Here is a 26507-nt window from a genome sequence, read left to right as displayed (position 1 = left end):
CAGATAATCACCGGCCAACAATTGGATTCTTAACCATTTTTGTTTAGGCTGTGCGTTCTTTCTTGCCGTCATTTCGCCGAGCGCGAAACACATTCACACGACCATAAGGACGTTTTTCCAGGCATGAATCGCAGACGTTTTCTAAAAGGCTCGCTGGCAGTGGCAGCCCTGAGCGGCACATCCGGCCTTGCTTCCCTGTTTTCCAAAGCGGCTTACGCTGCTGACTCTGACATTGCTGACGGCCAGAGCCGTCGTTTTGACTTCTCCGTCCTGCAATCCATGGCGCATGACCTGGCGAAAACCCCGTGGGGTGGTGCGCCGCGCCCGCTGCCGGAGACGCTGGCCACGATGACGCCGCAGGCGTACAACGCCATCCGCTACGATGAAAAACAGTCACTGTGGAACAACATTGAAGGGCGTCAGCTGGACGTGCAGTTCTTCCATATGGGAATGGGGTTCCGCCGTCGCGTGCGGATGTTCTCACTGGACCAGTCCACCTCTATGGCGCGCGAGATCCACTTCCGTCCGGAGCTGTTCAGCTACGGTGAAACGGGGGTGGATACCAAACAGCTGGAAGGGCAAAGCGATCTCGGCTTTGCGGGCTTCCGCGCGTTTAAGGCGCCGGAGCTGGCGCGTCGCGATATCGTCTCTTTCCTGGGCGCGAGCTATTTCCGCGCAGTGGATGACACTTACCAGTACGGCCTTTCCGCCCGCGGCCTGGCGGTAGATACCTTTACCGACACGCCGGAAGAGTTCCCGGACTTTACCTCCTTCTGGTTTGAGACCGTCAAGCCCGGCGACACGACCTTTACCGTCTATACGCTGCTGGATAGCCCGAGCATCACCGGTGCCTATAAATTCGTGATCCACTGCGAGAAGAGCCAGGTGATCATGGAGGTGGAAAACCACCTCTACGCGCGTAAGGACATCAAGCAGCTCGGCATTGCGCCGATGACCAGCATGTTCAGCTGCGGCAATAACGAACGCCGCATGTGTGACACTATTCACCCGCAAATCCATGACTCCGACCGCCTGGCGATGTGGCGCGGCAACGGGGAGTGGATCTGTCGTCCGCTGAACAACCCGCAGAAGCTGCAGTTCAATGCCTATATGGACAAAAACCCGAAAGGGTTCGGTCTGCTGCAGCTCGATCGCGATTTCTCGCACTATCAGGACGTGATGGGGTGGTACAACAAGCGTCCAAGCCTGTGGGTGGAACCGCGTAACGACTGGGGGAAAGGCGCTGTTGGCCTGATGGAGATCCCGACCACCGGTGAAACGCTGGATAACGTGGTCTGCTTCTGGCAGCCGGAAAAAGCCGTCAAAGCGGGCGACGAGCTGGACTTTAAATATCGCCTCTACTGGAGCGCGATGCCGCCGGTGCGCTCCCCGCTGGCCAACGTCTATGCCACCCGTACCGGCATGGGCGGCTTCCCGGAAGGCTGGGCGCCGGGCGAAAACTACCCGAAAGTGTGGGCCCGTCGCTTTGCCATCGACTTCGTCGGTGGCGACCTGAAGGCCGCTGCGCCAAAAGGCATCGAGCCGGTGATTACGCTCTCCAGCGGTGAAGCGAAGCAGGTGGAGATCCTCTACGTTGAGCCGTTTGACGGCTATCGCATTCTGTTTGACTGGTATCCGACGTCGGATTCGACGGAACCGGTGGATATGCGCCTGTTCCTGCGCTGCCAGGGCGATGCCATCAGTGAAACCTGGCTGTACCAGTATTTCCCACCGGCGCCGGATAAACGTCAGTATGTTGACGACCGGGTAATGCGTTAACTTTTGTGGGATTGTGCCGGGTGGCGGCTTCGCCTTACCCGGCCTACGTTTCAGTTCTGTAGGCCCGGTAAGCGCAGCGCCACCGGGCGATGACGAGGCACCATGACATCTGAAATCATCCCCGTTTCACAACACATCGAACTACGTTCCGTCGAAGAGCGCTACACCGCCGACCTGCACAATCTCGTCGTCAAAAACAGAGCCTTTCTGCAAACCGCCTTTGACTGGGCGCAGCACGTGGGCAGCGAAGAGGATACCCGCCGCAACGTGCAGAGTAACCAGATGCTGCACCAGCGCGGCTACGCCAAAATGTTTCTGATCTTCAAGGATGATGCGCTGGTTGGCATCCTGTCGTTCAACACGATTGAACCGACCAACAAAGCCGGCTACATCGGCTACTGGTTGGATGAAGCCCACCAGGGGCAGGGCATTCTCTCTCAGTCACTGCAGGCGTTTATGCGCTACTACGCTGAACGCGGTGAGATCCGTCGTTTTGTGATCAAGTGTCGGGTGGCGAATCAGCACAGCAACAGCGTTGCCCTGCGCAACGGTTTTACGCTGGAAGGATGCCTGCGGGAAGCGGAATACCTGAATGGCCGCTTTGACGATGTCAATATCTACGGCCGGATCTATACCCTATAACGCGCCCAGCAGCGGAGTGCGGGTGATGCGCTGGTCGCCGTTAATCACTTTTTCGCCGCGCAGGTGAATGCTCTCGCCGGCAAACGCTTCAATGACCGCATCGTCGGTGATTTCAACCCGGTGTTCGATAAGCACATCTCCGCTGATGCGCGCGCGCCCCTGGATCACCACTTTATCATCCAGCATGATTGGCCCGCCGCGCAGCCAGGCCTGCCCGCCAATCAGGACGTGATGCTTAATGACGCAGTTGCCTTCGACCACGGCATTCTCCGCAATCTGAGAGCTATAGCGCACCGTGGGGATGGCATCGTCGTCAAACCCGGCTATCACGCGGGCGTTACCATAGACTTTTGCGCAGTCGCACACCCAGACGTTGTTGAGTTCGTTACCCTCCAGGATCGCGTTGTCAAAGACCTCGGCCCGGTGTTCAACAAAGGCAAAATTGACCATCGCCTCGCCGTAGATTTGCGCCTGGTGCACAATCCGCGACTGGCTCACCGTCGCCTTGTCGTAGATTTGCAGGATCTGTTCATGGTCCGGCGTCAGCCCTTTGGCGGCAATGACCACACTGTGATGCAGCACGCGCGCGTCGCCGTAGATATGACACTCGCCCCGTACGCAGGATTGCTGAATGGTGACGTTGTCACTTATTCGCGCCCCGTGACTGACCTCCGCGCCGTCCAGCCAGCAGCTGTCGCCGATATGCGCGTTATGGCTAATGATGCACGGCAGGGTAAGACGCGCGTTGCCGGAGACGACTGCCCCCGCGAACACCACGCTGTTTTCATCGTAGATCCAGCAGTCGCCGTCCTGCGCGAGGGCGCGCTCATCGTCAATCCAGCCGCCTCTCGTGCCGACCGTTACGTCGTTAAAGTCCGCCGTGGCGATAATCTGCCGCAGCGTGGTGGCGTGGGTGGTTTCGCCGTTTTTCCATTGCCAGAGGCGGGTCTCGTCGCTAAGGCGATATTTGTTCATCTTCATGTCTCTGATAAGCGTCTTCACTAAACGTAGCAAAGTTTTCGCATTTCGAGCGGCTTGGCAACCAGACGGTAAACGCCTTAAAATAGCATGTAAAATGCACTTTCACTTTATGCGAACGCAGGAAAAATAATGACCGTCGATGAGAATTACTTCACAGAGAAATATGGCTTAACCCGAACCCATTCAGAGGTGCTGTACAGCGCGGAGATTGTGAAGCCCGGTAAAACGCTGGATCTGGGCTGCGGCAACGGCCGTAACAGCCTGTACCTTGCGGCCAACGGGTACGATGTGACCGCGTGGGACAAGAACCCGATGAGCATCGACAATATCGAGCGCATCAAGGCGGAAGAAGGGATCGCTAATCTGCATACCGCGATTAAGGATCTCAACAACCTGAGCTTTGACGGCCAGTACGATTTTGTTCTCTCTACCGTGGTGATGATGTTCCTGGAGGCAAAAACCATCCCGGGCCTTATCGCCAATATGCAGCGCTGCACGACGCCGGGCGGTTACAATCTGATCGTTGCCGCCATGGATACGGCAGACTACCCCTGCACGGTCGGCTTCCCGTTTGCCTTCAGGAGCGGTGAGCTGAGCAACTACTACGAAGGCTGGGAGTTGCTCAAATACAACGAGGACGTTGGCGAACTGCACCGCACTGATGAAAACGGCAATCGCATCAAGCTACGCTTTGCCACGATGCTGGCACGCAAGCCCGCTTAACGGGCTGCCAGCAGGCAGATCTGCAGGGCAGTCTTATAAGACGCCTCAAACGACGACAGCGGCAGGAATTCAAACTTCGAGTGGAAGTTATGCGCCCCGGTGAAGAAGTTCGGGGTGAGTAGCCCTTTAGCCGAGAGCGCCGCGCCGTCGGTGCCGCCGCGCATCGGCGTCGGTTTCGGCGTGATGCCGAGCGATTCCATTGCCTCGAACATCAGATCGATGGCGCGCCGGTCTTCGCCAATCGCATTGCTGATATTGCTGTAGGTATCTTCAATGCGATAGTCCACGCTGGCCGTCGGATATTGGGCGGCAATCAGTGCGGCTACGTCGGCAATCTGCTGCTTGCGCGCGGCAAAGCTCTCCTTATCAAAGTCGCGTATATTGGCCTTAAGAACGGCCTCGTTCTGTCCGGCCTGAATGCCGTTAAACCAGATATAGCCTTCACGTCCCTCGGTGCACTCTGGCGTTTGCTGGCGGTCAAAATGGCTGATGTAATCAGTCGCCATCAGTAGGGGATTCACCAGCACGCCTTTGGCGGACATCGGGTGCGCCGTCACGCCGGTAAAACGGATTTCCGCGGCTGCCGCATTAAAGTTCTCGTAGACAATCTCACCCAGCTCGCAGCAGTCAATGGTCCAGGCAAAATCGACGTCGAAGCGCTTAAGATCCAGCGCCTTGGCACCGTTCAGGCCGATCTCTTCGTCAGGCACAAACGCCACGACGATATCCCCATGCTGATGTTCCGCCGTCAGGTTTTCCAGCACCGTCATGACCACCGTGACCGCCGATTTATTATCGGCGCCCAATACGCTGGTTCCGTCGCTGAAAATAATCTCCTCGTTCGGATAAGCCAGAATTTCGGGATGCTCGTTTACCCGTAGCCAGATGTCTTTCTCTTTATTCAGACAGAGATCTTCACCGGTAAACGTTAATATTTGTGGATGAATATCCGGTGAAAGTCCCACGTCGACGGTATCAATATGGGTAATAAAGCCGATGCGCGGCGCACCGGGCACGTTGCCTTTTTTAACCGCCGTCACCGTGGCGAATTCATCTATCACAATGTCGTCTAACCCCAGCTGTGCCAGCTCCTGCGCCAGCTCGCGCGCCATGTCATGCTGGCCCGGCGTTGAAGGCAGGGTTTTGACTCTGGGATCGCTCTGGCTGGTGATCGCGAGATAGCGGAAAAAACGGTGCGTTAATTGTCTGGAAAGCGGCGAGCCCATAGTGATTTATTCCTTATTTATTTTTCAGGTGTTTGCCACATCACTTTAATGTTATTTATGAAATGGCAAAAGAATTAATTAGCCGTCGAATTAAAAAGACAGGAATAAATGATGACAAGCAAACTCACAACTTTCACATTGGCGCTCGCGGCACTCACGGTCAGTTCCGCTGTCGCTGCGAAAACGCTGGTGTATTGCTCCGAAGGATCGCCGGAAAACTTTAACCCTCAGCTTTACACCTCGGGAACCAGCGTCGACGCCAGCGCCGTGCCGGTCTATAACCGTCTGGTCGATTTCAAACCTGGTACCACGGAGCTGGTGCCGAGTCTGGCGGAGCGCTGGGAGGTGAGCGACGACGGCAAGGTTTACACCTTCCATCTGCGCAAGGGCGTGAAGTTCCAGAGCAACAAATCCTTCACGCCAACCCGTGACTTTAACGCCGACGACGTGATCTTCTCGTTTATGCGGCAAAAAGACGTGAATCATCCCTACCACAACGTCTCTAACGGCAGCTATTCCAACTTCGAAAGCCTGGAGTTCGGCAGCCTGATTACCGCCATTGATAAAGTCGATGACCACACCGTGCGCTTTACCCTGGCGCACCCGGAAGCGCCGTTTGTCGCCGATCTGGCCTGGTATTTTGCTTCGATCCTTTCAGCGGAGTATGCCGACGCGATGCTGAAAGCGGGCACGCCGGAGAAGGTGGATATGGAGCCCATCGGCACCGGACCGTTTAAGCTGGCGCAGTATCAGAAGGATTCCCGGATCCTGTTCACGGCGTTTGCCGACTACTGGCAGGGGAAATCGAAGCTGGACAGGCTGGTGTTTAGCATCACCCCGGATGCCTCCGTGCGTTTTGCCAAAATTGAGAAGAACGAATGTCAGGTGATGCCGTTCCCGAACCCGGCCGATCTGCCGCGCATGAAGGCCAACAAAGATATCAACCTGATGAGCAAGGCCGGACTGAATACCGGCTTCCTGGCGTTCAACACGCAGAAGCCGCCGCTGGATAACGTGAAGGTCCGTCAGGCGCTGGCGATGGCCATCAACAAACCGGCCATTATTGATGCGGTGTTCCACGGTACCGGCACTGTGGCGAAGAATCTGCTGCCGCCGGGCGTCTGGAGTGCCGACAGCGAGCTTAAGGATTACGACTACGATCCTGAAAAAGCCAAAGCGCTGCTGAAAGAGGCCGGCTTTGCCAGCGGCGTCAGCATCGATTTATGGGCGATGCCGGTCCAGCGTCCCTATAACCCGAATGCGAAACGCATGGCGGAGATGATTCAGGCGGACTGGGCAAAAATTGGCGTACAGACCAAAATCGTTACCTACGAATGGGGCGAGTATCTGAAACGCGTGAAGGGCGGAGAGCATCAGGCCGCGCTGATGGGCTGGACGACGGCCACCGGCGATCCGGATAACTTCTTCGGCCCGCTCTTTACCTGCACCTCGGCGAACGGCGGGTCAAACTCGGCGAAATGGTGCTACAAGCCCTTCGATAACCTCATTGCCGAGGCGAAATCGATAACCGATCATGATAAACGCGTGGCGTTGTATAAAGAGGCGCAGCAGATGATGCATGATCAGATGCCTGCGTTGATGATTGCGCATTCAACGATTTTCGAACCGGTACGCAAGGAGGTGAAGGGCTATGAAATCGACCCGTTTGGCAAACATCTGTTCTGGCAAGTGGATATAAATCAGTAATTTTTCACTGCCCGGCATGCGTCCGGGCAATCTTTTTGCAATTTGTGCTCACCGCATCATTTTTTGTCACAACAAACCCGCCAGTCTTTTGCTATAACTTCAAATGCATACTTGCAGATAACATGGAAAACTATCATGCGTACTCAAACTTTTTTTAAAGTTGCAGTGCTTACTGGTCTGTTGGCGTTGGCGGGCTGTTCTTCAAAAGTCGCCGCTCCAGAACAATACTCCGGCTTTTTAAAAGACTACTCAGGCTTGCAGCAGACAACGTCTGCGACGGGTAAACCAACGCTGCGTTGGGTTGATCCTTCTTATAATGAGGCTAACTACGACAGTATTCTCTGGACACCGATTACCTATTACCCAACGCCAAAACCGACCACGCAAATTGGTCAAAAAACGCTTGATGAGTTGTTGAATTACACCAATAACAAAATGAAAACGGCGATTGGTACGCGTAAGCCGGTTGTGACCACGCCGGGTAAACATAGCCTGATTTTCCGCGGCGCGATTACCGGGGTGAGTTCGCAGAAAGAGGGGCTGCAGTTCTATGAAGTGGTGCCTGTTGCGCTGGTGGTTGCCGGTACGCAGATGGCGACCGGACACCGCACCATGGATACGCATCTCTTCTTTGAAGGCGAGCTGATCGATGCGGCCACCAACAAACCGGTCATGAAGGTGGTACGTAAAGGCGAAGGTAAAGAGCTGAATAACGAAAGCACGCCAATGACCTTTGCGACGCTGAAGCAGGTTGTTGATGATATGGCGACGGATGCCACCATGTTTGATGTGAAAAAGACCGCAAAATAAAATAAAACGGCCTGCGTAATGCAGGCCTTTTTATTTACGCCATCCGTAAGCGTCTGAACCAGGTTTCCGGTTTGGTAAACATCACCATATTTCCTCCCAGGATCAGCACTAATCCCACGATACCGTTGACATGCCAGACGTAGCCTTCATAGACCGTGGAGATGGAGAGCGCCACCAGCGGAAAGAGCAGCGTGCTGTAGGCCGCTTTGCCTGGGCCAATACGTCCAACCAGCGTGAAGTAGGCGCCAAAGGCAATCACCGAGCCAAACAGGGCCAGATACACCAGCGCGCCGAGATAGCTCACCGTCCATTCCGGCACAAAGCTATCGCCTCTGAACAGCGCAATGCAGCCCATCACCAGCGTGCCATAGAGCATCGCCCAGGCGTTGGTGGTCATGGTTTCCAGGCCTCTGCGCTGATGGCGCATGCTGATCATATTGCCCAGCGAGAAGCCGTAGGTACCGAGTGCGGAAAGCCCAATGCCGGTCAGGAGTGACGCGCTCCAGCCGCTGGCCAGCAGATCGTCCCAGAAGAGGGTGACAATCCCAACCAGCCCCAGTGCCGCCGCCGTCCAGAAACGCGCGGGCGGGCGCTGTCCGAAGAAAATAAAGCTGTTAATGGCGTTATAGAGCACCGCCATGGAGAAGATCACCGACTCCAGCCCGGTATTGATATGTGCCGCTGCCGTGTAAAAACACCAGAAGTTAAAGCAGAAAACACAGCATCCCTGAAGCAGGCAAAAAAGATGATCCCGTAGTGCCAGCGTGCGCAGGCGACGCAGGGCGAGTAACACCACCATCATCGTTAAGCTGGCGACGGCGAAGCGCCAGAAAATCGACACCGGCGCCGCGACGGGGCCCTGCTGCAGGAAAATCGCAATCCAGGTGGTTCCCCAGATAATGACCACGAGTCCATATAATAATGCGTTCATAGTTGTCTCTTCTCAAACCGCGGAAGCCCGCAGTATGGCGCTGAACTGCGTAACGGGCTTTCACCTGCTTGCGGGTGACTTGCAAAATCTTGCGCTTTTTTCTTCCCTGGGGTCTGGCAACGGGGGACAACTCTTTTTAGACTGATATTCCGATCATTCATGCGCTAACGGTTATGTCTCACGCTTACGATACCTTTGAAACGCTTTGCCAACAGAATGCAGTCCTGCGGGAAACCGTCTCGCTGAATTCGGGTATTCAGCTGGCAGCGTGGTACAACAAGCACGACACGATAACCGTTAAAAGCAACCATCATACCCTCAGCCTGTACGTGGCGGACGGCTACGAAAGCTATCAAAAAACGCCGGGCGGCTGGAAGAACGGTGGGGGGCCGGACCGTTTCTGCCTGATGCCCAAAGAGAGCGAATCGACGTGGGACATCCGTGATGACCTGTCGTTTGTGCATCTCTACTGCACCGATGAACACCTGCGCGACGTGGGTGAGAAAATCTGGGACAAGCGACCGCTTTCGCTGACCCTGGACGAGCGCATTTTTGGCAGCGATCCGAAGATCACCACGCTGTATCGCCAGTTTTTACTGGGCTGTGACTGGCAGCAGCACGCCAACCAGCTGACCCTGAGCACGGCCTCCACGCTGCTGCTGACCCATCTGCTGCAAAATTACTCAAACGTGCAGTGGAAGCTGCCGGTTGTCACGGGAGGGTTGTCGCCGTTTGTGCTTCGCAACGTCCTCGCCTTTATCGAAGAGAATCTCGGGCAGCCCCTGACGCTGGCCGAACTGGCGGCGCAGGCTGCCCTCAGCGAATACCATTTTGCCCGCATGTTCCGCCAGTCGACGGGGCTGGCGCCGCATCAGTATGTGATGCAGAGGCGAATGGATAAAGCGAAAGCCCTCGTCCAGCATACGACGACGCCGCTGACGGAGATCGCGCTTGCCTGCGGGTTTAACTCCGCCAGCCACTTCAGCAACCGCTTTCGCAGCGCGACGGGCATGACGCCTTCGCAACTACGCGCGGCGAGCGCGTGAAAACAGGGCGTAGCATACTCCGCCCAGCACCAGCCCCCAGAATGCCGAACCGATGCCCAGGATTGTCACGCCGCTTGCGGTCATCAGAAATGTGACGATAGCCGCGTCGCGCTCCGCTTCGTGACTCAGCGCCTGATATAAACTCCCGCTGATGGTGCCCAGCAGTGCCAGACCGGCCAGCGTCTGGATCCAGCTGAGCGGCAGCGCGGCCATCAGCCCGGTAATGGAGCCACCGAAAATTCCCGCCAGCAGATAAAACCCTCCCGCAGCGATGGCCGCCAGCCAGCGTTTACCCGCATCCGGGTGTGCATCCGGGCTTTGGCAAATGGCGGCGGTAATGGCCGCAATGCAGATTGAAAAGACACCAAACGGAGAAAACAGCAGCGCTATTCCCCCCGTAACGATAATGAGCGGTGAGACCGCCAGCGGGTAACCGGAGGCTTTCATCGTGGCGAACCCCGGCGCGTTTTGTGAGGCCATGGTGACCAGGAAGAAGGGTAAGCCAATACTCACCAGGCTGGTGAAGGTGAAGGCGGGCGCAATAAATTCGGGCATCACCAGTGAAAGCGTGAGCTTATCCGTGACAACGTCACCACCGACCCATGCCACCATACCGCCCACCAGGAGTGTGACCACGATGGCATAGCGCGGCGACAGCGCTTTGGCGATCAGCCACGCCGCAATCATGCTGCCGCACAGCAGAAAGTGCCCCTCCAGATGCGCAAACGCGTGGAGGCCAAACTGCAGCAATACCCCGGCCAGCATGGCGGCAGCAAGCGAATGGGGGATCAGCTTCATCAGACGGGCGAAAAGCCCGGTAACGCCGCAGAGCAAAATAAGCGCGTTCGCAAAGATGAACACGCCAATGGTTTCCGCCAGCGTGACGCCGTGCAGGCTGGTGGCGAGCAGCGCCGCGCCGGGCGTCGACCAGGCGGTCAGTACGGGCGCTTTGTACCACCAGGAGAGCGCCAGCGTGCTGACGCCCATCCCAATCCCCAGCGCGGTCATCCAGCCCGCAATCTGCTGCGCGCTGGCGCCTGCCGCGGCGGCGGCCTGCCAGATGATGGCTGCCGAGCTTGCGTAACCGACCAGCACGGCGACAAATCCAGCCAGTGCAACTGGAATAAGATGAGAGGAAGGGCGCATGAAAACTCCGTTGTGCGTTATAACGTCCGAAGTAAGGTAGCACTGTGCGCTATAGCGTACAAGTGGTATGCTGAATGTCACCAGGAGGGAACATGGACATCACACGACATCTTGCAACCACATTGAAAACGCTGCGCCAGGCACGCGGCTGGAGTTTGTCGAAGCTCGCGGACGAGACCGGCGTGTCAAAGGCCATGCTCGGGCAAATCGAGCGAAATGAATCCAGCCCCACGGTGTCGACGCTGTGGAAAATTGCCACAGGACTGAACGTGCCGTTTTCCGCCTTCATCACGCCTGAGGCGGACCGGCAGGCGGTGTTTGACCCACAGCAGCAGGCGATGGTCGTCAAGCCGCTCTTTCCGTGGGACGAGGCGCTCCGGTTTGATTATTTCTCCATTACCCTGGCCCCCGGCGCCCTGAGTGAATCCACGCCGCATGAGGCGGGGGTGATTGAACATGTGGTGGTGGTCAGCGGCGAGCTGGAGATGAAGCTCGAGGGCAAGTGGCAGACGATTTCTGCCGATTCGGGCGTCCGCTTCGCCGGCGATAAACCGCATGCCTACCGCAACAGCAGCGACCGGACGGTGCATTTTCACTCCCTGATTCATTATCCCCGCTGAGGCTACGCAAAACTGTTTCGCTGACGCAGACTTCTGACTACAATAGCCGCCATTTTGACCATAACGGATAACGACGAAGTATGCGCCTGCAATCCCATCATCTTGAACTTTTAAGCCCGGCCCGTGACGCCGCCATTGCCCGTGAAGCGATCCTTCATGGCGCAGATGCCGTCTACATTGGTGGTCCTGGCTTCGGTGCCCGCCATAACGCCAGCAACAGCCTGAGCGATATTGCTGAACTGGTGCCGTTCGCCCACCGTTTCGGGGCGAAAGTGTTCGTGACCCTGAACACCATTCTTCATGATGATGAGCTGGAGCCTGCGCAACGTCTGATTACCGATCTCTATCAGGCCGGGGTGGATGCCCTGATTGTTCAGGATATGGGCGTGCTGGAGCTGGATATTCCGCCCATTGAACTACACGCCAGTACCCAGTGTGATATCCGCACGGTAGAGAAGGCGAAGTTTCTCTCTGACGTCGGCTTTTCGCAGATCGTCCTGGCCCGCGAGCTGAACCTGAATCAAATCCGCGATATTCACCAGGCGACAGACGCGACGATTGAATTCTTTATCCACGGCGCGCTGTGCGTCGCCTATTCCGGTCAGTGCAACATTTCCCACGCGCAGACGGGGCGCAGCGCCAACCGCGGCGACTGTTCACAGGCCTGCCGTCTGCCGTATACCCTGAAAGACGATCAGGGCCGCGTCGTGGCATTTGAAAAACACCTGCTCTCGATGAAGGATAACGATCAGACCGCCAACCTGGGTGCGCTGATCGACGCGGGCGTGCGTTCCTTCAAGATTGAAGGGCGCTATAAAGATATGAGCTACGTGAAGAACATCACCGCGCACTATCGCCAGATGCTGGATGCCATTATTGAGGATCGCGGTGACCTGGCGCGCGCGTCGGCCGGTCGTACCGAGCATTTCTTTATTCCGTCGACAGACAAAACGTTCCACCGCGGCAGCACGGACTATTTCGTGAATGCCCGTAAAGGGGATATCGGCGCGTTTGACTCACCGAAGTTTATCGGCTTACCGGTTGGCGAAGTGCTGAAAGTGGCGAAAGATCACCTTGATGTTGCGGTGACGGAGCCGCTGGCGAACGGTGATGGCCTTAACGTGATGATTAAGCGTGAAGTGGTGGGTTTCCGCGCCAACACGGTCGAAAAAACCGGCGAGAACCGTTACCGCGTGTGGCCGAATGAAATGCCGGCCGATCTCTACAAGGCGCGACCGAACGCGGCGCTTAACCGTAACCTCGATCATAACTGGCAGCAGGCGCTGCTGAAAACCTCCAGCGAACGTCGTATCGCGGTGGATATTGAACTGGGCGGCTGGGAAGAGCAGCTGATTCTGACCATGACCTGTGAAGACGGCATCAGCGTAACGCATACGCTTGATGGCCTGTTCGAGGTGGCAAACAACGCGGAGAAAGCGCTCAACAGCCTGAAGGATGGCGTCGCGAAGCTGGGTCAGACGATTTACTACGCCCGCAACGTTGAGGTCAACCTGCCGGATGCCCTGTTTGTACCGAACAGTTTGCTCAACCAGTTCCGCCGTGAAACCGCCGAGATGCTGGATGACGCGCGCCTGGCGAACTACCCGCGCGCTAGTCGTAAAGCGGAAGCCGTTCCTGCGCCCGTCTACCCGGATACGCATTTATCCTTCCTGGCCAACGTCTATAACCATAAAGCACGTGAATTCTATCATCGCCACGGCGTGCAGCTGATCGACGCGGCCTATGAAGCGCATGAGGAGAAGGGCGATGTGCCGGTGATGATCACCAAGCACTGCCTCCGTTTCGCGTTTAACCTGTGCCCTAAGCAGGCAAAAGGCAACATCAAGAGCTGGAAGGCTACCCCTATGCAGCTCGTAAACGGTGACGAAGTACTGACCCTCAAATTTGACTGCCGTCCGTGCGAAATGCATGTGATTGGCAAGATGAAAAACCACATCTTCAAAATGCCGCAGCCCGGCAGTATTGTGGCGTCCGTCAGTCCGGACGATCTGATGAAAACGCTGCCAAAACGCAAGGGCAGCTAATTACCGAACGTGCGTGTCCGGTTTGCGCGATTTCTGCCACAGGTGGTGTTCGCGCAAACCTTCCGCCGACTCCTCCGCCGCACTTCGCAATTCATCGCTGTCGGCTTCATGACGCAGTTGATGCTCCACATTCTTTACCCACAGATATTCATGTCCTTTGTGCCCGGCCATAAGCTGGCCTGAAAAAAGGGCACAGATCAGCATCACGAGAGATAAACCTTTTTTAACCATAAAGTCACCGCCGAATAATATTGCGGCTTGATCATGCCGATTATTTATTATGGTTATTATTCAAAACTTCAAATTAGCGCAAAGGAAATGTCAAAGAGTATGATTTCGGGCGCGCTGCATGTCATGAGAGAGCTTTACCCATGCGGGTTAAAAAAGGCTGTTTAACCTTTGTTAAGACAACGGGTGTTAGCTTGTATGGGATCCGCAGCTCGGCCATGTCGTGTCGGGACGTAGAGACCAAAATACAAATCTATCCATGCAAGCATTTACCGCCATTTTTGGCGGTTTTTTTTTGCGCAGTGTTTACCGTGGTTTTACGGCATCAGTCGGTAGTGCGACTGCACCAGACCCGAAGGGAAGCTGCGGCTGGAGACCAGTGTCAAGTCGATATCCCCGGGCAGGGCGCCAAACAGTGATTTACCCGAGCCGAGCAGGACAGGAACGGTCGTGATCACCATATCGGCGACCAGTCCTTCCCGCAGAAACGACTGTATCACCTGCCCACCATCGAGATAGACGCGATGGACGTTCTGCATCGTCAGATCGTCGAGCACCTCCTTTGGCGTGCGGCCTGAAAACTGTACTTTGCCCCTCAATGCGTCGGGCACCGGCGTGTCGGCCAGCCGTCGGGAGAGGACCAGCACGGGCCGGTCATAGGGCCAGATGTCAAAAGTCAGCACCTTCTCATAGCTCCCCCGGCCCATCACGATCCACTCTTTGTCCGCGATGAATGCCGCATAGCCATGATCCTCAGTCGGGTCATCGCGCTGCAGCAGCCACTCGATATCGTCATTGTGTCTGGCGATGTAGCCATCAAGACTGGTTGCGATAAAAACGTGTGTGGTGACCATCAGGTGCTCCGTATTAACCATAAAACTAACGCCTCAGCGGGCAGTACCGGAATGAGAAAATTGTTTACGGTACTGGGCCGGGGAAATCGCGAACTGCTGGCGGAAATGATGACGCAGCGTCGATGCCTGACCAAACCCGGTCTGTTCCGCGATGCTGTCGATGCTTAAACGGCTGCTTTCCAGATAATCTTTCGCCCGCAGCAGGCGCTCATTGAGTAACCAGCGGGCAGGCGTCGTTCCCGTTGCCGCTTCGAAGCGACGAAGAAACGTGCGCTGACTCATACCGACGCGGCGCGCCAGCGAGTCGACGCTGTGCGGCTCGGTAAGATGCGTGTGCAGAAAATCAAACAGCTGACCAAGGCGCTGGCTTTCGCGCAGCTGCGCCACCGGGCGACTCAGCTGTTGCGGCTGAGAGCCATCCCGGTGAGGGGGAATGACCAGCCGACGCGCCACACTGTTGGCGGTTTCCATCCCATAATCTCTTCGTACAACGTGAAGGCAGAGATCGATCCCCGCCGCGCTGCCTGCGGAAGTCAGTATATCGCCTTCATCCTGGTAGAGCACATCCTCGACCACGTCGATGTCAGGAAAGCGGGTTTTTAGCGTCTCAATGTAGCGCCAGTGCGTCGTGGCTTTACGTCCGTTCAGCAGCCCCGAGGCGGCCAGCACAAATACGCCCGAGCAGATGGAGAGCAGCTGACAGCCTCGCGCGCTGGCCTGACGTAATGCGTTGCAGAGCGCGTCCGGCACCGGCGAGTCCAGCCCACGCCAGCCCGGCACCACGATCAGATCGGCAGACTCAAGCAGGGAGAGATCGCCATCGGTAATGATACGGATCCCGCCTGTCGCCCGAAGCTCACCGCTGTCAACGCTTGCCACGGCAAAACGATACCAGTCGTCGCCCAACTCGGGGCGCGGCAGGCCGAAGATTTCCACCGCCACCCCAAACTCAAAGGTACACAGACCGTCATACGCCAGCACCACCACCTTAGGGCGGGCAATCTGTCTTAACGTTGTCATCTTTTTGCTGTTTTCTGGCATAAGCGAGCGCATTCACGGGCTGAATTTGTGGATAGAGTAGTGTTAACACAAACCCCAAAAATGAGGAAGGATCATGAGCTATGTTACTGAATTTCCGGCTGCCGAGCCGCAGGAAGCCGTTACCCATTTCCTGCGCCGCCTGAGCGTCGAAACCGACTGCGCCGATGTGCATCATGCCATCACGCATAATGAGCAGGACTTTGTTTTACTGCACGTTGTGGGAAGCCCGGAGCAGTTTGCCCGTCGCCATGTGCCGGGCGCTCTGCATATGCCGTGGAGCCAGATGACCGCTGAGCGCATGGCCCAATGGCCTGAAGGAACGCTGTTCGTCGTCTACTGCGCAGGGCCGCACTGTAACGGCGCGGACAGAGCCGCGCTGAAGCTGGCGCGTCTCGGGCTGCCGGTCAAAATCATGCTCGGTGGGATCACCGGCTGGGAAGATGAACGCTACGCGTTTGCCAGCGAGGCGTCCGTGGCCGCGCTGTGAAGATGAATTTTTTTCAACACCCGTGAAATTTTCTCGTTTGCCGGCATCGGTGAGGTATGACATTGTTTTTGGACATTTAGACATCCAGAAGTCTAAAACTTCAAATGATGAATTATCACTGCGGGCAATTATTGCCGGCAGGCTGAGGAGATTTCCATGCAACGACACCACGCCCCGTTCCGCGCCGATGTAGTCGGCAGTTTTTTACGCCCGGATGCCATTAAGCAGGCTCGCCTGAAATTTGCCAGCGGTGAGATTGATGCCGGGCAGCTTCGCGCGGTAGAGGATGAGGCCATTCGCCACGTCGTCGAGCAGCAGTGTGCGTGCGGCCTGCATGTGGTGACCGACGGAGAATTTCGTCGTGCCTGGTGGCACTTCGACTTCTTCGATGGTCTACAGGGCGTTGAGCGTTACGATTCGCAGCAGGGCATCCAGTTTAACGGCGTGCAAACCAAAGCCCACGGCGTGCGCGTCACCGGCAAGCTGGGCTTTGGCGAGCATCCAATGCTGGAAGACTTTCGCTATCTGAAAAGCATCAGCGGGAACGCCCAGCCGAAAATGACCATTCCCAGCCCGAGCGTGCTCCATTTCCGCGGCGGTCGCAAAGACATTGACGCGACCGTCTACCCGGACCTGAACGTCTATTTTGATGACCTGGCGACCACCTGGCGCGACGCCATTCGGGCCTTCTACGATGCGGGCTGCCGTTATCTGCAGCTGGATGACACCGTCTGGGCCTATCTCTGTTCGGACGATCAGCGCCGTCAGATCCGCGAGCGCGGCGACGACGCCGATGAGCTGGCGCGCATCTATGCCCGCGTGCTGAACAAGGCGCTGGAGGGCAAGCCGGACGATCTGACCATCGGGCTGCACGTCTGTCGCGGCAATTTCCGATCCACCTGGATTTCCGAAGGCGGCTATGAGCCGGTAGCGGAAGTGCTGTTCGGAACCGTTAACGTTGACGCCTTCTTCCTCGAATATGATAACGACCGCAGCGGGGATTTTGCGCCATTGCGCTTTGTCCGCCCGGGCAAGCAGCAGGTGGTGCTGGGTCTTATTACCACGAAAAACGGCGAGCTGGAGAACCCGGAGGGGATTAAAGCCCGTCTGGAAGAGGCGGCGAAATACGTGGCGAAAGAGCAAATTTGCCTTAGCCCGCAGTGCGGCTTTGCCTCTACCGAAGAGGGCAATAGCCTGAGCGAAACCCAGCAGTGGGACAAAGTCCGTCTGGTCACGCAGATCGCCAGCGAAGTCTGGTAAAACCTTCCTCCTCAGCGCTGCATTATAAAAGTGCAGCGCTGTGCCATTGTGAGACGTTCTCTTTACATCCGGCGTTCCCCTCCCAGAAATAGCGCTATCTCCATTCTGGCATTCTTTTTGCTCCTGCTTCGCTGACACATTTTTTCCGCGTCCACGCCGTAACGGACGTTTTCGCACAGCGTTCTTTTTCAGGAGTGAAAATATGCACCGTCGTACTTTACTAAAAGCCTTCGCGTTGTCAGCGTCCGTCGTGGCGATGGGGATGAGTTTTGGCGCGCAGGCGGCCGATACCATCAAAGTGGGGATCATGCATTCTCTTTCCGGCACGATGGCTATCTCCGAGACCCCGCTGAAAGATGTCGCCCTGATGACCATCGACGAGATCAACGCCAAAGGCGGCGTGCTGGGCAAGAAACTGGAGCCGGTGGTGGTGGACCCGGCCTCAAACTGGCCGCTGTTTGCCGAGAAGGCCCGTCAGCTGCTGAGCCAGGATAAAGTGGCGGTGGTATTCGGCTGCTGGACCTCGGTTTCGCGCAAATCCGTACTGCCAGTCTTTGAGGAACTGAACGGCCTGCTTTTCTATCCGGTGCAGTATGAGGGTGAGGAAATGTCGCCAAACGTCTTCTATACCGGCGCGGCGCCGAACCAGCAGGCGATCCCGGCGGTGGAATACCTGATGAGCGAAGACGGCGGCGCGGCGAAACGCTTCTTCCTGCTGGGAACCGATTACGTCTATCCGCGCACCACCAACAAGATCCTGCGCGCGTTCCTGCATTCGAAAGGGGTGGAGGATAAGGACATCGAAGAGGTGTATACCCCGTTTGGTCATAGCGACTACCAGACCATCGTCGCCAACATCAAAAAATTCTCTGCGGGCGGCAAAACCGCCGTGGTGTCGACCATCAACGGCGACTCCAACGTACCGTTCTACAAAGAACTGGCTAACCAGGGGCTGAAAGCGACCGACGTGCCGGTGGTGGCCTTCTCCGTCGGTGAAGAAGAGCTGCGCGGGATTGACACCAAACCGCTGGTGGGTAACCTGGCGGCGTGGAACTACTTTGAGTCCGTCGATAATCCGACTAACCAGGCGTTCGTGGCGGATTACAAAGCCTATGCAAAGGCGCACAAGCTGCCGAACGCCGACACTGTGGTGACCAACGACCCGATGGAAGCGACTTACGTGGGGATTCATATGTGGGCGCAGGCGGTGGAAAAAGCAGGCACTACCGATGTGGACAAAGTGCGTGCGGCGATGGCCGGTCAGTCCTTTAAAGCGCCGTCAGGCTTTACGCTCACCATGGATGCCACCAACCATCATCTGCATAAGCCGGTCATGATCGGTGAAATCGAAGGCAACGGTCAGTTTAACGTGGTGTGGCAGACCGAACAGCCGGTACGCGCCCAGCCGTGGAGTCCGTTCATCGCCGGGAATGACAAAAAGCCCGACCAGCCGATGAAAACCGCCAGCAACTAAGCCATCACCGCAGGGAGAAACGTCATGAACGCCATGCGCCTGTTCATCGCTCTTGTATGGCTTTCCGGACTGCTGCCAGGGATGGTGCAGGCATCGGATGCCGATCGTTTTGTTGCCGCCAGCCGCAGCCAGCAGGCGGATTTGTTGACCCAGTGGGCCGCCGCGCCGGATGCGTCAAGACTGCCGCTCCTTGAGGCGCTGCAGAAAGAAAATCTCTACGTCGATACGCAAAAGCACGCCTTTGCACAACGCAATGGTAACGTCATCCCGCTGGGGGAAAGTCAGACGGCAGAGGGCCCAACCAAAGCCGTTCGTCTGACGAACCGGCTGCGCGTGCTGGCCGCGACCGCCATCGCCACGCATCAGCTGGTGAGTGACAGTGTCACCGAAAGGCGAGCGGCGGCGCGTCAGCTGCAGCGCGATGCCCGGCCCGACATGCTCACTTTTCTGGAAAAGCGAGTGAGCGATGAAACGGATGCCGTGGCGCGTCAGGCACTGCTGCTGGCGGTCGCGAATCTCCAGCTGGCAAGCCCACAGGCCGAGGTGCGCCGCAAGGCCGTGGCGTTGTTAGGCCAGTCCGACGATCCGGACGTACAGTCCAGACTCACCCCGTTTACCCAGCCACAGACGGAGCCGGATAGCGGCGTTCGCGCGGCCGCAGAAGAGAGTCTTAGCCAGATCCAGCACCGACTGATGTGGGGCGATCTACTGGGCCAGGCGTTTATGGGGCTGTCCCTCGGATCGGTACTGCTGCTGGCCGCGCTGGGGCTGGCTATCACCTACGGCCTGCTGGGCGTGATTAACATGGCCCACGGCGAGATGCTGATGCTGGGGGCATATGCCACCTGGATGGTACAGCAGGCGATGGCCGGGCTTGCGCCCCAGTGGCTGGCGCTCTATCCCGTTATCGCCTTGCCGGTCGCGTTCTGCCTGACGGCGGGCATTGGAATGGTGCTGGAGCGCACGGTGATCCGTCATCTGTACGGTCGTCCGCTGGAAACGCTGCTGGCGACGTGGGGCATCAGCCTGATGCTTATCCAGCTGGTGCGCATGACCTTTGGCGCCCAGAACCTCGAGGTGGCGAACCCGGCATGGCTCTCCGGCGGGGTGCAGGTTTTTGCCAACCTGACGCTGCCGTGGAACCGCATTGTGGTGCTGGGCTTCGTGCTGCTGGTGCTGTTCTTCACCTGGCTCATTCTGAATAAAACCCGTCTGGGGCTCAACGTGCGGGCGGTGACGCAAAACCGCAGCATGGCCGCCTGCTGCGGGGTACCGACAGGGCGCGTCGATATGCTGGCGTTCGGGCTTGGCTCCGGGATTGCGGGGTTAGGCGGCGTGGCGCTATCGCAGCTGGGTAACGTCGGGCCGGAGCTGGGTCAGGGCTATATCATCGACTCCTTCCTTGTGGTGGTGCTCGGAGGCGTAGGCCAGCTGGCAGGCAGCGTGGCCGCGGCGTTTGGTCTGGGCATTTTCAATAAAATTCTTGAACCGCAGATGGGGGCGGTGCTGGGCAAGATCGTGATTCTGGTGGCGATCGTGCTGTTTATCCAGAAACGCCCCCAGGGACTGTTTGCGCTGAAAGGGAGGGTGATTGACTGATGAGCCAGCCGCTGACCTTAACGCTGGCGCGCAAAGCGCCACGCACAACGCAAATTGCAGGCAGCCTGCTGGTGGTGTGTCTGCTGATATTGCCGTTTTTCGCCTTACTGCCTGCGACGCATCCGCTGGCGCTGTCGACCTGGATGCTGACGCTGATTGGCAAGATCCTCTGCTATGCCATCGTTGCGGTGGCGCTGGATCTGGTGTGGGGCTATGCCGGTATGCTGTCGCTTGGGCACGGGATCTTCTTCGCGCTGGGCGGCTACGCGATGGGCATGTACCTGATGCGCCAGGCTGCAGGTGACGGTCTGCCTGCGTTTATGTCGTTTCTCTCCTGGAGCGAGCTGCCTTGGTTCTGGTGGGGCACCCAGCATTTTGCCTGGGCGCTGGTGCTGATTGTGCTGGTGCCGGGGCTGCTGGCGCTGGTATTTGGCTGGTTTGCCTTCCGCTCGAAGATCAAAGGGGTCTATTTCTCGATTATGACCCAGGCGCTGACCTATGCCGGGATGCTGCTGTTCTTTCGCAACGAAACCGGCTTTGGCGGCAATAACGGCTTTACCGGCTTCACCACGCTGCTCGGGTTTTCAGTAACGGAAACGACGACCCGTATCGCGCTGTTTCTGGCCACCGTGCTGTTGCTGCTCCTGGCTCTGGGCACAGGGTTTGCGCTGGCGAGGAGCAAGTTTGGCCGCATTCTGACCGCCGTTCGCGACGCCGAAAACCGGCTGACGTTTTGCGGCTACGATCCGCGCGGGTTCAAGCTGCTGGTGTGGACGCTCTCTGCCGTACTGTGCGGTCTGGCGGGGGCGCTCTATGTGCCGCAGGTGGGCATTATCAACCCGGGCGAAATGTCGCCGACAAACTCGATAGAGGCCGCCATCTGGGTGGCGCTGGGTGGGCGCGGCACGCTGGTGGGGCCGGTGATTGGCGCGGCGCTGGTGAACGGGGCGAAAAGTTTCTTCACCGTTGCGATGCCGGAATACTGGCAGCTGTTTCTGGGGCTGATTTTTATCGCCGTTACGCTGTTTTTACCGCGCGGCGTCTACGGACTGTTTCGTAAGGGAGAAAAATAATGCAGCCAGCCGAAGGGTTATTCACCCGCCAGCTACCCGGCGATCGTTACCGCGAGCAGACCGACCCGGTCCTGCAGCTTGAGGCGATTAACGTCAATTTTGATGGCTTTCAGGCCCTGACCGATCTCTCGCTGAATATCGGCGTGGGTGAGCTGCGCTGCGTGATCGGTCCCAACGGGGCCGGTAAAACCACGCTGATGGACGTCATCACCGGCAAAACGCGGCCAAAGAGCGGCAGGGCGATTTACGACCAGTCCATCGACCTGACCGAGCTGGAGCCTGCGGCCATTGCCCGCCAGGGCATCGGGCGTAAATTTCAGAAACCCACGGTCTTTGAGGCGCTGACGGTGTGGGAAAACCTGGAGATCGCGATGAAAACCGATAAATCCGTCTGGGCGAGCCTGCGAGCAAAACTCAACGGCGAGCAGCGTGACCGGATCGACGAGATGCTGGTTTTGCTGCGCCTTAGCGCGGAGCGCGACCGACGGGCCGGGCTGCTTTCCCACGGGCAGAAACAGTTCCTGGAGATCGGCATGCTGCTGGTGCAGGACCCGCATCTGCTGCTGCTGGATGAACCCGCCGCTGGAATGACCGACGCAGAAACGGAATACACCGCAGAGCTGTTCAAAACGCTGGCAGGCAAACACTCCCTGATGGTGGTGGAGCACGATATGGGCTTTGTTGAAACCATCGCCGACCATGTGACCGTGCTGCATCAGGGGCGGGTGCTGGCGGAAGGGTCGCTTCGCGAGGTGCAGGCCAACGAGCAGGTGATTGAGGTCTATCTGGGACGTTAAGGAGAGGGAATGTTACAGGTCAACGAACTGAATCAGTATTACGGCGGCAGCCATATCCTGCGCGGCGTGAGCTTTGAGGCCATCACCGGCGAAGTCACCTGTCTGCTGGGTCGCAACGGCGTGGGGAAAACCACGCTGCTAAAGTGTCTGATGGGGCTGATACCGGCGAAAACCGGGGAGGTCATCTGGCAGGGAAAAACGATCACCCACAGTAAACCGCACCAACGGGTGCAGTCTGGTGTGGCGTATGTCCCGCAGGGACGGGAGATTTTCCCGCGCCTGACCGTGGAGGAGAACCTCCAGATGGGACTGTCGCGATTTTCCGCCCGCGAGGCGAAGCAGGTGCCGGAGGAGATCTGGCAGCTGTTCCCGGTGCTCAAAGAGATGAAGCATCGTCGCGGGGGCGATCTCTCCGGCGGGCAACAGCAGCAGCTGGCGATTGGGCGCGCGCTGGCGAGCCGTCCGCAGCTGCTGATTCTGGATGAACCGACCGAAGGCATACAGCCTTCCGTTATTAAAGAGATCGGCCACGTGATCCGCACCCTGGCAAACAGAGGTGACATGGCGATCCTGCTGGTGGAGCAGTTTTACGACTTTGCCGCCGAGCTTGCCGACAGCTATCTGCTGATGTCCCGCGGCACTATTATTCAGCGCGGGCGGGGCGAAAACATGGAGCAGGAGGGCGTGCGCGGCCTGGTTGCGATCTGAAATGTTATAATATAACATCCTCATTCTTATAAAACGGAATGAGGGCGTTACTTTGGCTGCACATATTGGAAAATTTGCCATGACTCTGGGGGCGCTGCTGGTCAGCGGCCAGCTGTTTGCTCACTCGCACGGCCATCAGATGACCGAAGCGGAACAGAAGGCGGCGAACGGCGTGTTTGAGGATAAAGACGTGAAGGACAGAGCGCTGTCTGACTGGGACGGGACCTGGCAGTCGGTCTATCCGTTCCTGCTCGATGGTTCGCTGGATCCGGTCTTTAAGCAGAAAGCGCAGAAGGATAAAAGCAAATCCTTTGATGAGGTGAAAGCCTACTACCGCACGGGATATGCGACGGACGTGGATGCCATCGGCATCGAAAATAACGTGATGGAATTCCATCAGGGCAAAGCGGTCAGCCGGTGTCAGTATGATTACAGCGGCTACAAAATTCTGACCTACGCGTCAGGTAAGAAAGGCGTTCGCTATCTGTTTGAGTGTAAGGACGTCGCTAGCAAGGCGCCGAAGTTCGTGCAGTTCAGCGACCATACCATCGGACCGAAGGCCTCGTCTCACTTCCATATCTTCATGGGCAACACCTCTCAGGAGGCGCTGCTGAAAGAGATGGACAACTGGCCGACCTATTACCCGAACGAGATGTATAAAGAGCAGGTGGTGGAGGAGATGTTGCACCACTAGTTTTTTGCTTTTGCCGGGGGGCGGCTTCGCCTTACCCGGCCTACGATTAGGGTTTTGTAGGTCGGGTAAGCGCAGCGCCACCCGACACGCTATCTTCACTTTTCACGCTCATCCCGCGCAAAATCATCAGCCAGGCCATGGCGATGGCGACCATCATGATCACAAACAAGGACCAGTGCGGCAGGTTGGTCAGGATGATACCGGTGATCATCGGGTTTGCCGCCGCGCCGAGCCAGCCCAGCGCCTGCGCGGAGAAATAGCTCGCCTTCATTCCCGGTGGCGCAATGTTGTCGATCAGCATGTATTCACCCGGCGCATAGATAATCTCACCCAGCGTGAAAATGGCGGCAGCGATGCCCCAGTAAACCAGGTTTTCCCCGGAGAGCATAAAGCCGCCCAGTCCCACGATAAAAAACAGGGTGGCAAGGGTCATCAGCGGGCGGATATTGCTGGCTGAGATTTTGCGGCCCAGCGCATATTGCAGCGTCACCACCACGGCAGCGTTGACCGGGAGCACCACGGCCACCACCTTTTCGGCGAAATCACTGTCCGCATGTGCGGCCAGAACGTATTGCGAAATACAGCTCGCGAACGATCCACCCACGTAGGACGCCAGCAGGCCAGAGAGCGTGTACCAGAACAGTGCGCGGTCTTTCAGCAAGACCGACGGCTGCCAGGGCGTCTTCTCCTCTGCGGTATCTAACGCCACGCTTTTTTGCACAAAGAAATGGATAAAGCCCAGCGGCAGGGCGGCACAGAAGGCTGCCAGCCAGAACGGCAGCTGCAGGCTGTACATCACCAGCAGGGTGCCAATCGGCGGGCCGACCGTCCAGCCAATGTTCAGGAAGCTGTAGTTCAGCGAGAAGACCCGCGCCTTCTGGCTGGACGTCAGTACGTCGGAGAACCAGGCTTTCAGCACCGTCGAAAAGACGGAGTAGGCGCAGTTAATCAGCGCAAAGAACAGCACCACCAGCGTAACGTTATTGACCAGCGGGATCGCCACAAAGCCGGCGATAAACGCCACAATCGCGATCAGCATGTAGCGTTTTTTATCAAACTTATCGGCCAGAATGCCAAATCCCAGGCTGAATACCACGCCAATGGTCAGCGCCACGGTCAGGGCATAACCAATATTCTCGACGCTCATGCTGTAGACGCGCGTGAGATAGATGGTCATGAACGGCAGCGTTGCCCCTCTACCGATGGTTAACAACAATGACGATGCCAGCAGCGCTGCGGTTGAGCGCCTGAGAGATGGTTTCATATTCCTGCCCGACAGTTGCTTATGCTTTTATTAGATGTGTGTTAACAGGATTACCATGACATAAGGGGCTTGTATAGCACCTGATTTATCCCTAAGTGCTTCAGCTGCCTGCCAGAAATAATGATCTTCTCGTGACGTACTTTTTTCTGTTACCTTGAAGTGTTAACAAATTATTAATAATTCAGGGGCGGGATATGACGCGGAAAGACGGGCTGCTGGCATTGCTGGTGGTCGTAGTATGGGGGCTCAACTTTGTGGTCATTAAGCTGGGGCTGCATAACATGCCGCCGCTGATGCTGGCCGGTTTACGCTTTATGCTGGTCGCTTTCCCGGCCATCTTTTTTGTGGCGCGTCCAAAGATCCCCTTTAAACTGCTGCTGGGCTACGGTCTGACCATTAGCTTTGGCCAGTTCGCGTTTCTCTTTTGCGCCATCAATTTCGGTATGCCGGCGGGTCTTGCCTCGCTGGTGTTACAGGCGCAGGCGTTCTTTACCATTATTCTCGGGGCGTTCGTGTTTGGCGAGCGTCTGCAGGGCAAACAGCTGGCGGGGATCACCCTGGCGGTGTTCGGCGTGCTGGTGCTGATCGAGGCCAGCCTGAATGGTCAGCATGTGGCGCTGCTCGGGTTTATGTTGACGCTGGCGGCAGGGCTGAGCTGGGCCTGCGGGAATATCTTCAACAAGCTGATTATGCAGCACGAGGCGCGCCCGGCGGTGATGTCGCTGGTGGTGTGGAGCGCACTGATCCCGGTTATTCCGTTTCTGCTGGCGTCGAGTATTCTGGACGGTCCGGCGGTGATGCTGAACAGCCTGGTCGACATCGATATGACCACGATCCTGTCTCTCGTCTATCTGGCCTTTGTCGCCACCATTGTGGGCTACGGGATCTGGGGATCGCTGCTGGGGCGGTATGAGACCTGGCGCGTCGCGCCGTTATCTCTGCTGGTACCGGTGGTAGGGCTTGCCAGTGCGGCGATATTGCTGGATGAAACGCTAAGCGCGCTGCAGCTGTTGGGCGCCGTGCTGATCATGGCCGGGCTGTACATTAATGTGTTTGGTCTGCGGGTTCGTCGGACGACGCGGGTAAGCGAAAAGGCATAAAAAAAGCCCCGCATCTGCGGGGCAAAAACGAATCAGAAGCCGTGCTGATTATAATAAGGCACGCCTAATTCGTCGGATTTGTCGCTACCAGCACCCATGTGGTTGAAATCATAAGGCGACTGGTCATGTGCTGACGGCAAAATCATCGTATCAGGATTATTTTGCTGCGTTGCACGAGGGGTTTGCTCCGCGAAGGTCTGGCTGGAGAACAGCACCAGCAAGGCGAGGGCGGCGGAGGCGATAACTTTCATGATTTCCTCGGTTACGTCTGT

At 57.2% G+C, this 26507-nt stretch carries 26 protein-coding genes; 17 read left to right on the top strand and 9 right to left on the bottom strand.

The window, feature by feature from the left end; all coding sequences use genetic code 11:
- Positions 1-123 precede the first annotated feature (123 nt).
- Both BFG58_RS03470 and rimL read left to right on the top strand, forming a co-directional pair.
- The gene (locus BFG58_RS03470) at positions 124-1779 is read left to right on the top strand and encodes a glucan biosynthesis protein D (RefSeq protein WP_047075337.1); all 1656 of its coding nucleotides are present in this window, start codon (positions 124-126) and stop codon (positions 1777-1779) included.
- A 102-nt stretch (positions 1780-1881) separates the two neighbouring features.
- Entirely contained in the window at positions 1882-2421 is a 540-nt protein-coding gene (rimL, locus tag BFG58_RS03465; RefSeq protein ID WP_069719251.1) for a 50S ribosomal protein L7/L12-serine acetyltransferase, read from the top strand.
- Here the strand turns inward: rimL and ydcK are convergent.
- On the bottom strand, positions 2416-3396 hold the full coding sequence (ydcK, locus tag BFG58_RS03460; RefSeq protein WP_069719250.1) for a YdcK family protein: 981 nt from the start codon (positions 3394-3396) through the stop codon (positions 2416-2418). The genes rimL and ydcK overlap by 6 nt on opposite strands.
- Before the next feature lie 135 nt (positions 3397-3531).
- On the opposite strand from ydcK, the gene tehB reads away from it, so the two are divergent.
- Entirely contained in the window at positions 3532-4125 is a 594-nt protein-coding gene (tehB, locus tag BFG58_RS03455; RefSeq protein WP_045910517.1) for a tellurite resistance methyltransferase TehB, read from the top strand.
- Here the strand turns inward: tehB and pepT are convergent.
- A complete protein-coding gene (gene pepT / locus BFG58_RS03450; RefSeq protein ID WP_069719249.1) occupies positions 4122-5351 on the bottom strand; it encodes a peptidase T in 1230 nt (409 codons plus the stop codon). The genes tehB and pepT overlap by 4 nt on opposite strands.
- Positions 5352-5462: 111 nt before the next feature.
- Between pepT and BFG58_RS03445 the strand changes: the two genes are divergently transcribed.
- Positions 5463-7058 (top strand): ABC transporter substrate-binding protein, encoded by a 1596-nt coding sequence (locus BFG58_RS03445; RefSeq protein WP_069719248.1) that lies wholly within the window; start codon positions 5463-5465, stop codon positions 7056-7058.
- Between the two features lie 135 nt (positions 7059-7193).
- Positions 7194-7868 (top strand): DUF3313 domain-containing protein, encoded by a 675-nt coding sequence (locus tag BFG58_RS03440; RefSeq protein WP_045910520.1) that lies wholly within the window; start codon positions 7194-7196, stop codon positions 7866-7868.
- Between the two features lie 34 nt (positions 7869-7902).
- Here the strand turns inward: BFG58_RS03440 and BFG58_RS03435 are convergent, their stop codons facing one another.
- A complete protein-coding gene (locus BFG58_RS03435; RefSeq protein ID WP_008502257.1) occupies positions 7903-8799 on the bottom strand; it encodes a DMT family transporter in 897 nt (298 codons plus the stop codon).
- A gap of 173 nt (positions 8800-8972) precedes the next feature.
- Between BFG58_RS03435 and BFG58_RS03430 the strand changes: the two genes are divergently transcribed.
- Entirely contained in the window at positions 8973-9845 is an 873-nt protein-coding gene (locus BFG58_RS03430) for a helix-turn-helix transcriptional regulator (protein WP_045910521.1), read from the top strand.
- Here BFG58_RS03430 and BFG58_RS03425 read toward each other — a convergent pair.
- Complete coding sequence (locus tag BFG58_RS03425) at positions 9825-10991, bottom strand: benzoate/H(+) symporter BenE family transporter (protein ID WP_069719247.1); 1167 nt, start codon at positions 10989-10991, stop codon at positions 9825-9827. The genes BFG58_RS03430 and BFG58_RS03425 overlap by 21 nt on opposite strands.
- A 92-nt stretch (positions 10992-11083) precedes the next feature.
- Between BFG58_RS03425 and BFG58_RS03420 the strand changes: the two genes are divergently transcribed.
- A complete protein-coding gene (locus tag BFG58_RS03420; protein WP_048030503.1) occupies positions 11084-11611 on the top strand; it encodes a helix-turn-helix domain-containing protein in 528 nt (175 codons plus the stop codon).
- 80 nt (positions 11612-11691) lie between these two features.
- The gene (locus BFG58_RS03415; protein ID WP_023618976.1) at positions 11692-13656 is read left to right on the top strand and encodes a U32 family peptidase; all 1965 of its coding nucleotides are present in this window, start codon (positions 11692-11694) and stop codon (positions 13654-13656) included.
- On the opposite strand, the gene BFG58_RS03410 is transcribed toward BFG58_RS03415, so the two are convergent.
- The 3 genes from BFG58_RS03410 to ftrA form a co-directional block, all read right to left on the bottom strand.
- A complete protein-coding gene (locus BFG58_RS03410; RefSeq protein WP_045910627.1) occupies positions 13657-13887 on the bottom strand; it encodes a DUF2554 family protein in 231 nt (76 codons plus the stop codon).
- A 314-nt stretch (positions 13888-14201) separates the two neighbouring features.
- Complete coding sequence (locus BFG58_RS03405) at positions 14202-14738, bottom strand: dihydrofolate reductase family protein (RefSeq protein ID WP_069719656.1); 537 nt, start codon at positions 14736-14738, stop codon at positions 14202-14204.
- A gap of 33 nt (positions 14739-14771) precedes the next feature.
- Entirely contained in the window at positions 14772-15779 is a 1008-nt protein-coding gene (ftrA, locus tag BFG58_RS03400) for a transcriptional regulator FtrA (RefSeq protein ID WP_045910525.1), read from the bottom strand.
- 73 nt (positions 15780-15852) lie between these two features.
- On the opposite strand from ftrA, the gene BFG58_RS03395 reads away from it, so the two are divergent.
- From BFG58_RS03395 to zinT, 8 genes are all read left to right on the top strand, one after another.
- Positions 15853-16266 carry a rhodanese-like domain-containing protein gene (locus BFG58_RS03395; protein WP_008502248.1) on the top strand — a complete coding sequence of 138 codons (414 nt, stop codon included), beginning with the start codon at positions 15853-15855 and terminating at the stop codon, positions 16264-16266.
- A 156-nt stretch (positions 16267-16422) separates the two neighbouring features.
- A complete protein-coding gene (locus BFG58_RS03390) occupies positions 16423-17526 on the top strand; it encodes a cobalamin-independent methionine synthase II family protein (RefSeq protein WP_069719246.1) in 1104 nt (367 codons plus the stop codon).
- A 202-nt stretch (positions 17527-17728) separates the two neighbouring features.
- The gene (gene urtA / locus BFG58_RS03385; RefSeq protein ID WP_023618714.1) at positions 17729-19000 is read left to right on the top strand and encodes an urea ABC transporter substrate-binding protein; all 1272 of its coding nucleotides are present in this window, start codon (positions 17729-17731) and stop codon (positions 18998-19000) included.
- 24 nt (positions 19001-19024) lie between these two features.
- Positions 19025-20599 carry an urea ABC transporter permease subunit UrtB gene (gene urtB / locus BFG58_RS03380; RefSeq protein WP_069719245.1) on the top strand — a complete coding sequence of 525 codons (1575 nt, stop codon included), beginning with the start codon at positions 19025-19027 and terminating at the stop codon, positions 20597-20599.
- Entirely contained in the window at positions 20599-21672 is a 1074-nt protein-coding gene (urtC, locus tag BFG58_RS03375; RefSeq protein ID WP_069719244.1) for an urea ABC transporter permease subunit UrtC, read from the top strand. The genes urtB and urtC overlap by 1 nt, the downstream gene beginning before the upstream one ends.
- Positions 21672-22469, top strand: coding sequence for an urea ABC transporter ATP-binding protein UrtD (gene urtD, locus BFG58_RS03370; RefSeq protein WP_069719243.1), 798 nt, complete (start codon positions 21672-21674; stop codon positions 22467-22469). Before urtC ends, urtD begins: the two co-directional genes overlap by 1 nt.
- Positions 22470-22478: 9 nt before the next feature.
- A complete protein-coding gene (gene urtE / locus BFG58_RS03365; RefSeq protein ID WP_048030494.1) occupies positions 22479-23177 on the top strand; it encodes an urea ABC transporter ATP-binding subunit UrtE in 699 nt (232 codons plus the stop codon).
- Between the two features lie 52 nt (positions 23178-23229).
- On the top strand, positions 23230-23871 hold the full coding sequence (gene zinT / locus BFG58_RS03360; protein ID WP_069719242.1) for a metal-binding protein ZinT: 642 nt from the start codon (positions 23230-23232) through the stop codon (positions 23869-23871).
- A gap of 46 nt (positions 23872-23917) precedes the next feature.
- Here the strand turns inward: zinT and ydeE are convergent, their stop codons facing one another.
- Positions 23918-25135 (bottom strand): efflux MFS transporter YdeE, encoded by a 1218-nt coding sequence (ydeE, locus tag BFG58_RS03355; protein ID WP_045910532.1) that lies wholly within the window; start codon positions 25133-25135, stop codon positions 23918-23920.
- A gap of 194 nt (positions 25136-25329) precedes the next feature.
- On the opposite strand from ydeE, the gene eamA reads away from it, so the two are divergent.
- Complete coding sequence (eamA, locus tag BFG58_RS03350; protein ID WP_069719241.1) at positions 25330-26235, top strand: O-acetylserine/cysteine exporter; 906 nt, start codon at positions 25330-25332, stop codon at positions 26233-26235.
- A 32-nt stretch (positions 26236-26267) separates the two neighbouring features.
- On the opposite strand, the gene marB is transcribed toward eamA, so the two are convergent.
- Entirely contained in the window at positions 26268-26486 is a 219-nt protein-coding gene (marB, locus tag BFG58_RS03345) for a multiple antibiotic resistance protein MarB (RefSeq protein ID WP_008502238.1), read from the bottom strand.
- Positions 26487-26507: the final 21 nt, after the last annotated feature.

Source organism: Enterobacter sp. ku-bf2 (assembly GCF_001742765.1).
In the GTDB taxonomy this organism is placed as follows: Bacteria; Pseudomonadota; Gammaproteobacteria; order Enterobacterales; family Enterobacteriaceae; genus Enterobacter; species Enterobacter quasiroggenkampii.
Note: the sequence above shows the minus strand (reverse complement) of the source record. Positions and strands in the feature narration are given on the sequence as shown.

Bases quoted from the DNA above. Each gene is read 5' to 3' on its own strand.
- urtB (WP_069719245.1), top strand. From the start codon at position 19,025: ATGAACGCCATGCGCCTGTTCATCGCTCTTGTATGGCTTTCCGGACTG.
- BFG58_RS03430 (WP_045910521.1), top strand. From the start codon at position 8,973: ATGTCTCACGCTTACGATACCTTTGAAACGCTTTGCCAACAGAATGCA.
- eamA (WP_069719241.1), top strand. From the start codon at position 25,330: ATGACGCGGAAAGACGGGCTGCTGGCATTGCTGGTGGTCGTAGTATGG.
- pepT (WP_069719249.1), bottom strand. From the start codon at position 5,351: ATGGGCTCGCCGCTTTCCAGACAATTAACGCACCGTTTTTTCCGCTAT.
- marB (WP_008502238.1), bottom strand. From the start codon at position 26,486: ATGAAAGTTATCGCCTCCGCCGCCCTCGCCTTGCTGGTGCTGTTCTCC.
- ydcK (WP_069719250.1), bottom strand. From the start codon at position 3,396: ATGAACAAATATCGCCTTAGCGACGAGACCCGCCTCTGGCAATGGAAA.
- ydeE (WP_045910532.1), bottom strand. From the start codon at position 25,135: ATGAAACCATCTCTCAGGCGCTCAACCGCAGCGCTGCTGGCATCGTCA.
- BFG58_RS03470 (WP_047075337.1), top strand. From the start codon at position 124: ATGAATCGCAGACGTTTTCTAAAAGGCTCGCTGGCAGTGGCAGCCCTG.
- BFG58_RS03440 (WP_045910520.1), top strand. From the start codon at position 7,194: ATGCGTACTCAAACTTTTTTTAAAGTTGCAGTGCTTACTGGTCTGTTG.
- urtE (WP_048030494.1), top strand. From the start codon at position 22,479: ATGTTACAGGTCAACGAACTGAATCAGTATTACGGCGGCAGCCATATC.
- BFG58_RS03435 (WP_008502257.1), bottom strand. From the start codon at position 8,799: ATGAACGCATTATTATATGGACTCGTGGTCATTATCTGGGGAACCACC.
- BFG58_RS03425 (WP_069719247.1), bottom strand. From the start codon at position 10,991: ATGCGCCCTTCCTCTCATCTTATTCCAGTTGCACTGGCTGGATTTGTC.
- rimL (WP_069719251.1), top strand. From the start codon at position 1,882: ATGACATCTGAAATCATCCCCGTTTCACAACACATCGAACTACGTTCC.
- BFG58_RS03395 (WP_008502248.1), top strand. From the start codon at position 15,853: ATGAGCTATGTTACTGAATTTCCGGCTGCCGAGCCGCAGGAAGCCGTT.
- urtC (WP_069719244.1), top strand. From the start codon at position 20,599: ATGAGCCAGCCGCTGACCTTAACGCTGGCGCGCAAAGCGCCACGCACA.
- BFG58_RS03405 (WP_069719656.1), bottom strand. From the start codon at position 14,738: ATGGTCACCACACACGTTTTTATCGCAACCAGTCTTGATGGCTACATC.
- BFG58_RS03410 (WP_045910627.1), bottom strand. From the start codon at position 13,887: ATGGTTAAAAAAGGTTTATCTCTCGTGATGCTGATCTGTGCCCTTTTT.
- BFG58_RS03415 (WP_023618976.1), top strand. From the start codon at position 11,692: ATGCGCCTGCAATCCCATCATCTTGAACTTTTAAGCCCGGCCCGTGAC.
- BFG58_RS03445 (WP_069719248.1), top strand. From the start codon at position 5,463: ATGACAAGCAAACTCACAACTTTCACATTGGCGCTCGCGGCACTCACG.
- ftrA (WP_045910525.1), bottom strand. From the start codon at position 15,779: ATGCCAGAAAACAGCAAAAAGATGACAACGTTAAGACAGATTGCCCGC.
- BFG58_RS03390 (WP_069719246.1), top strand. From the start codon at position 16,423: ATGCAACGACACCACGCCCCGTTCCGCGCCGATGTAGTCGGCAGTTTT.
- urtD (WP_069719243.1), top strand. From the start codon at position 21,672: ATGCAGCCAGCCGAAGGGTTATTCACCCGCCAGCTACCCGGCGATCGT.
- tehB (WP_045910517.1), top strand. From the start codon at position 3,532: ATGACCGTCGATGAGAATTACTTCACAGAGAAATATGGCTTAACCCGA.
- urtA (WP_023618714.1), top strand. From the start codon at position 17,729: ATGCACCGTCGTACTTTACTAAAAGCCTTCGCGTTGTCAGCGTCCGTC.
- BFG58_RS03420 (WP_048030503.1), top strand. From the start codon at position 11,084: ATGGACATCACACGACATCTTGCAACCACATTGAAAACGCTGCGCCAG.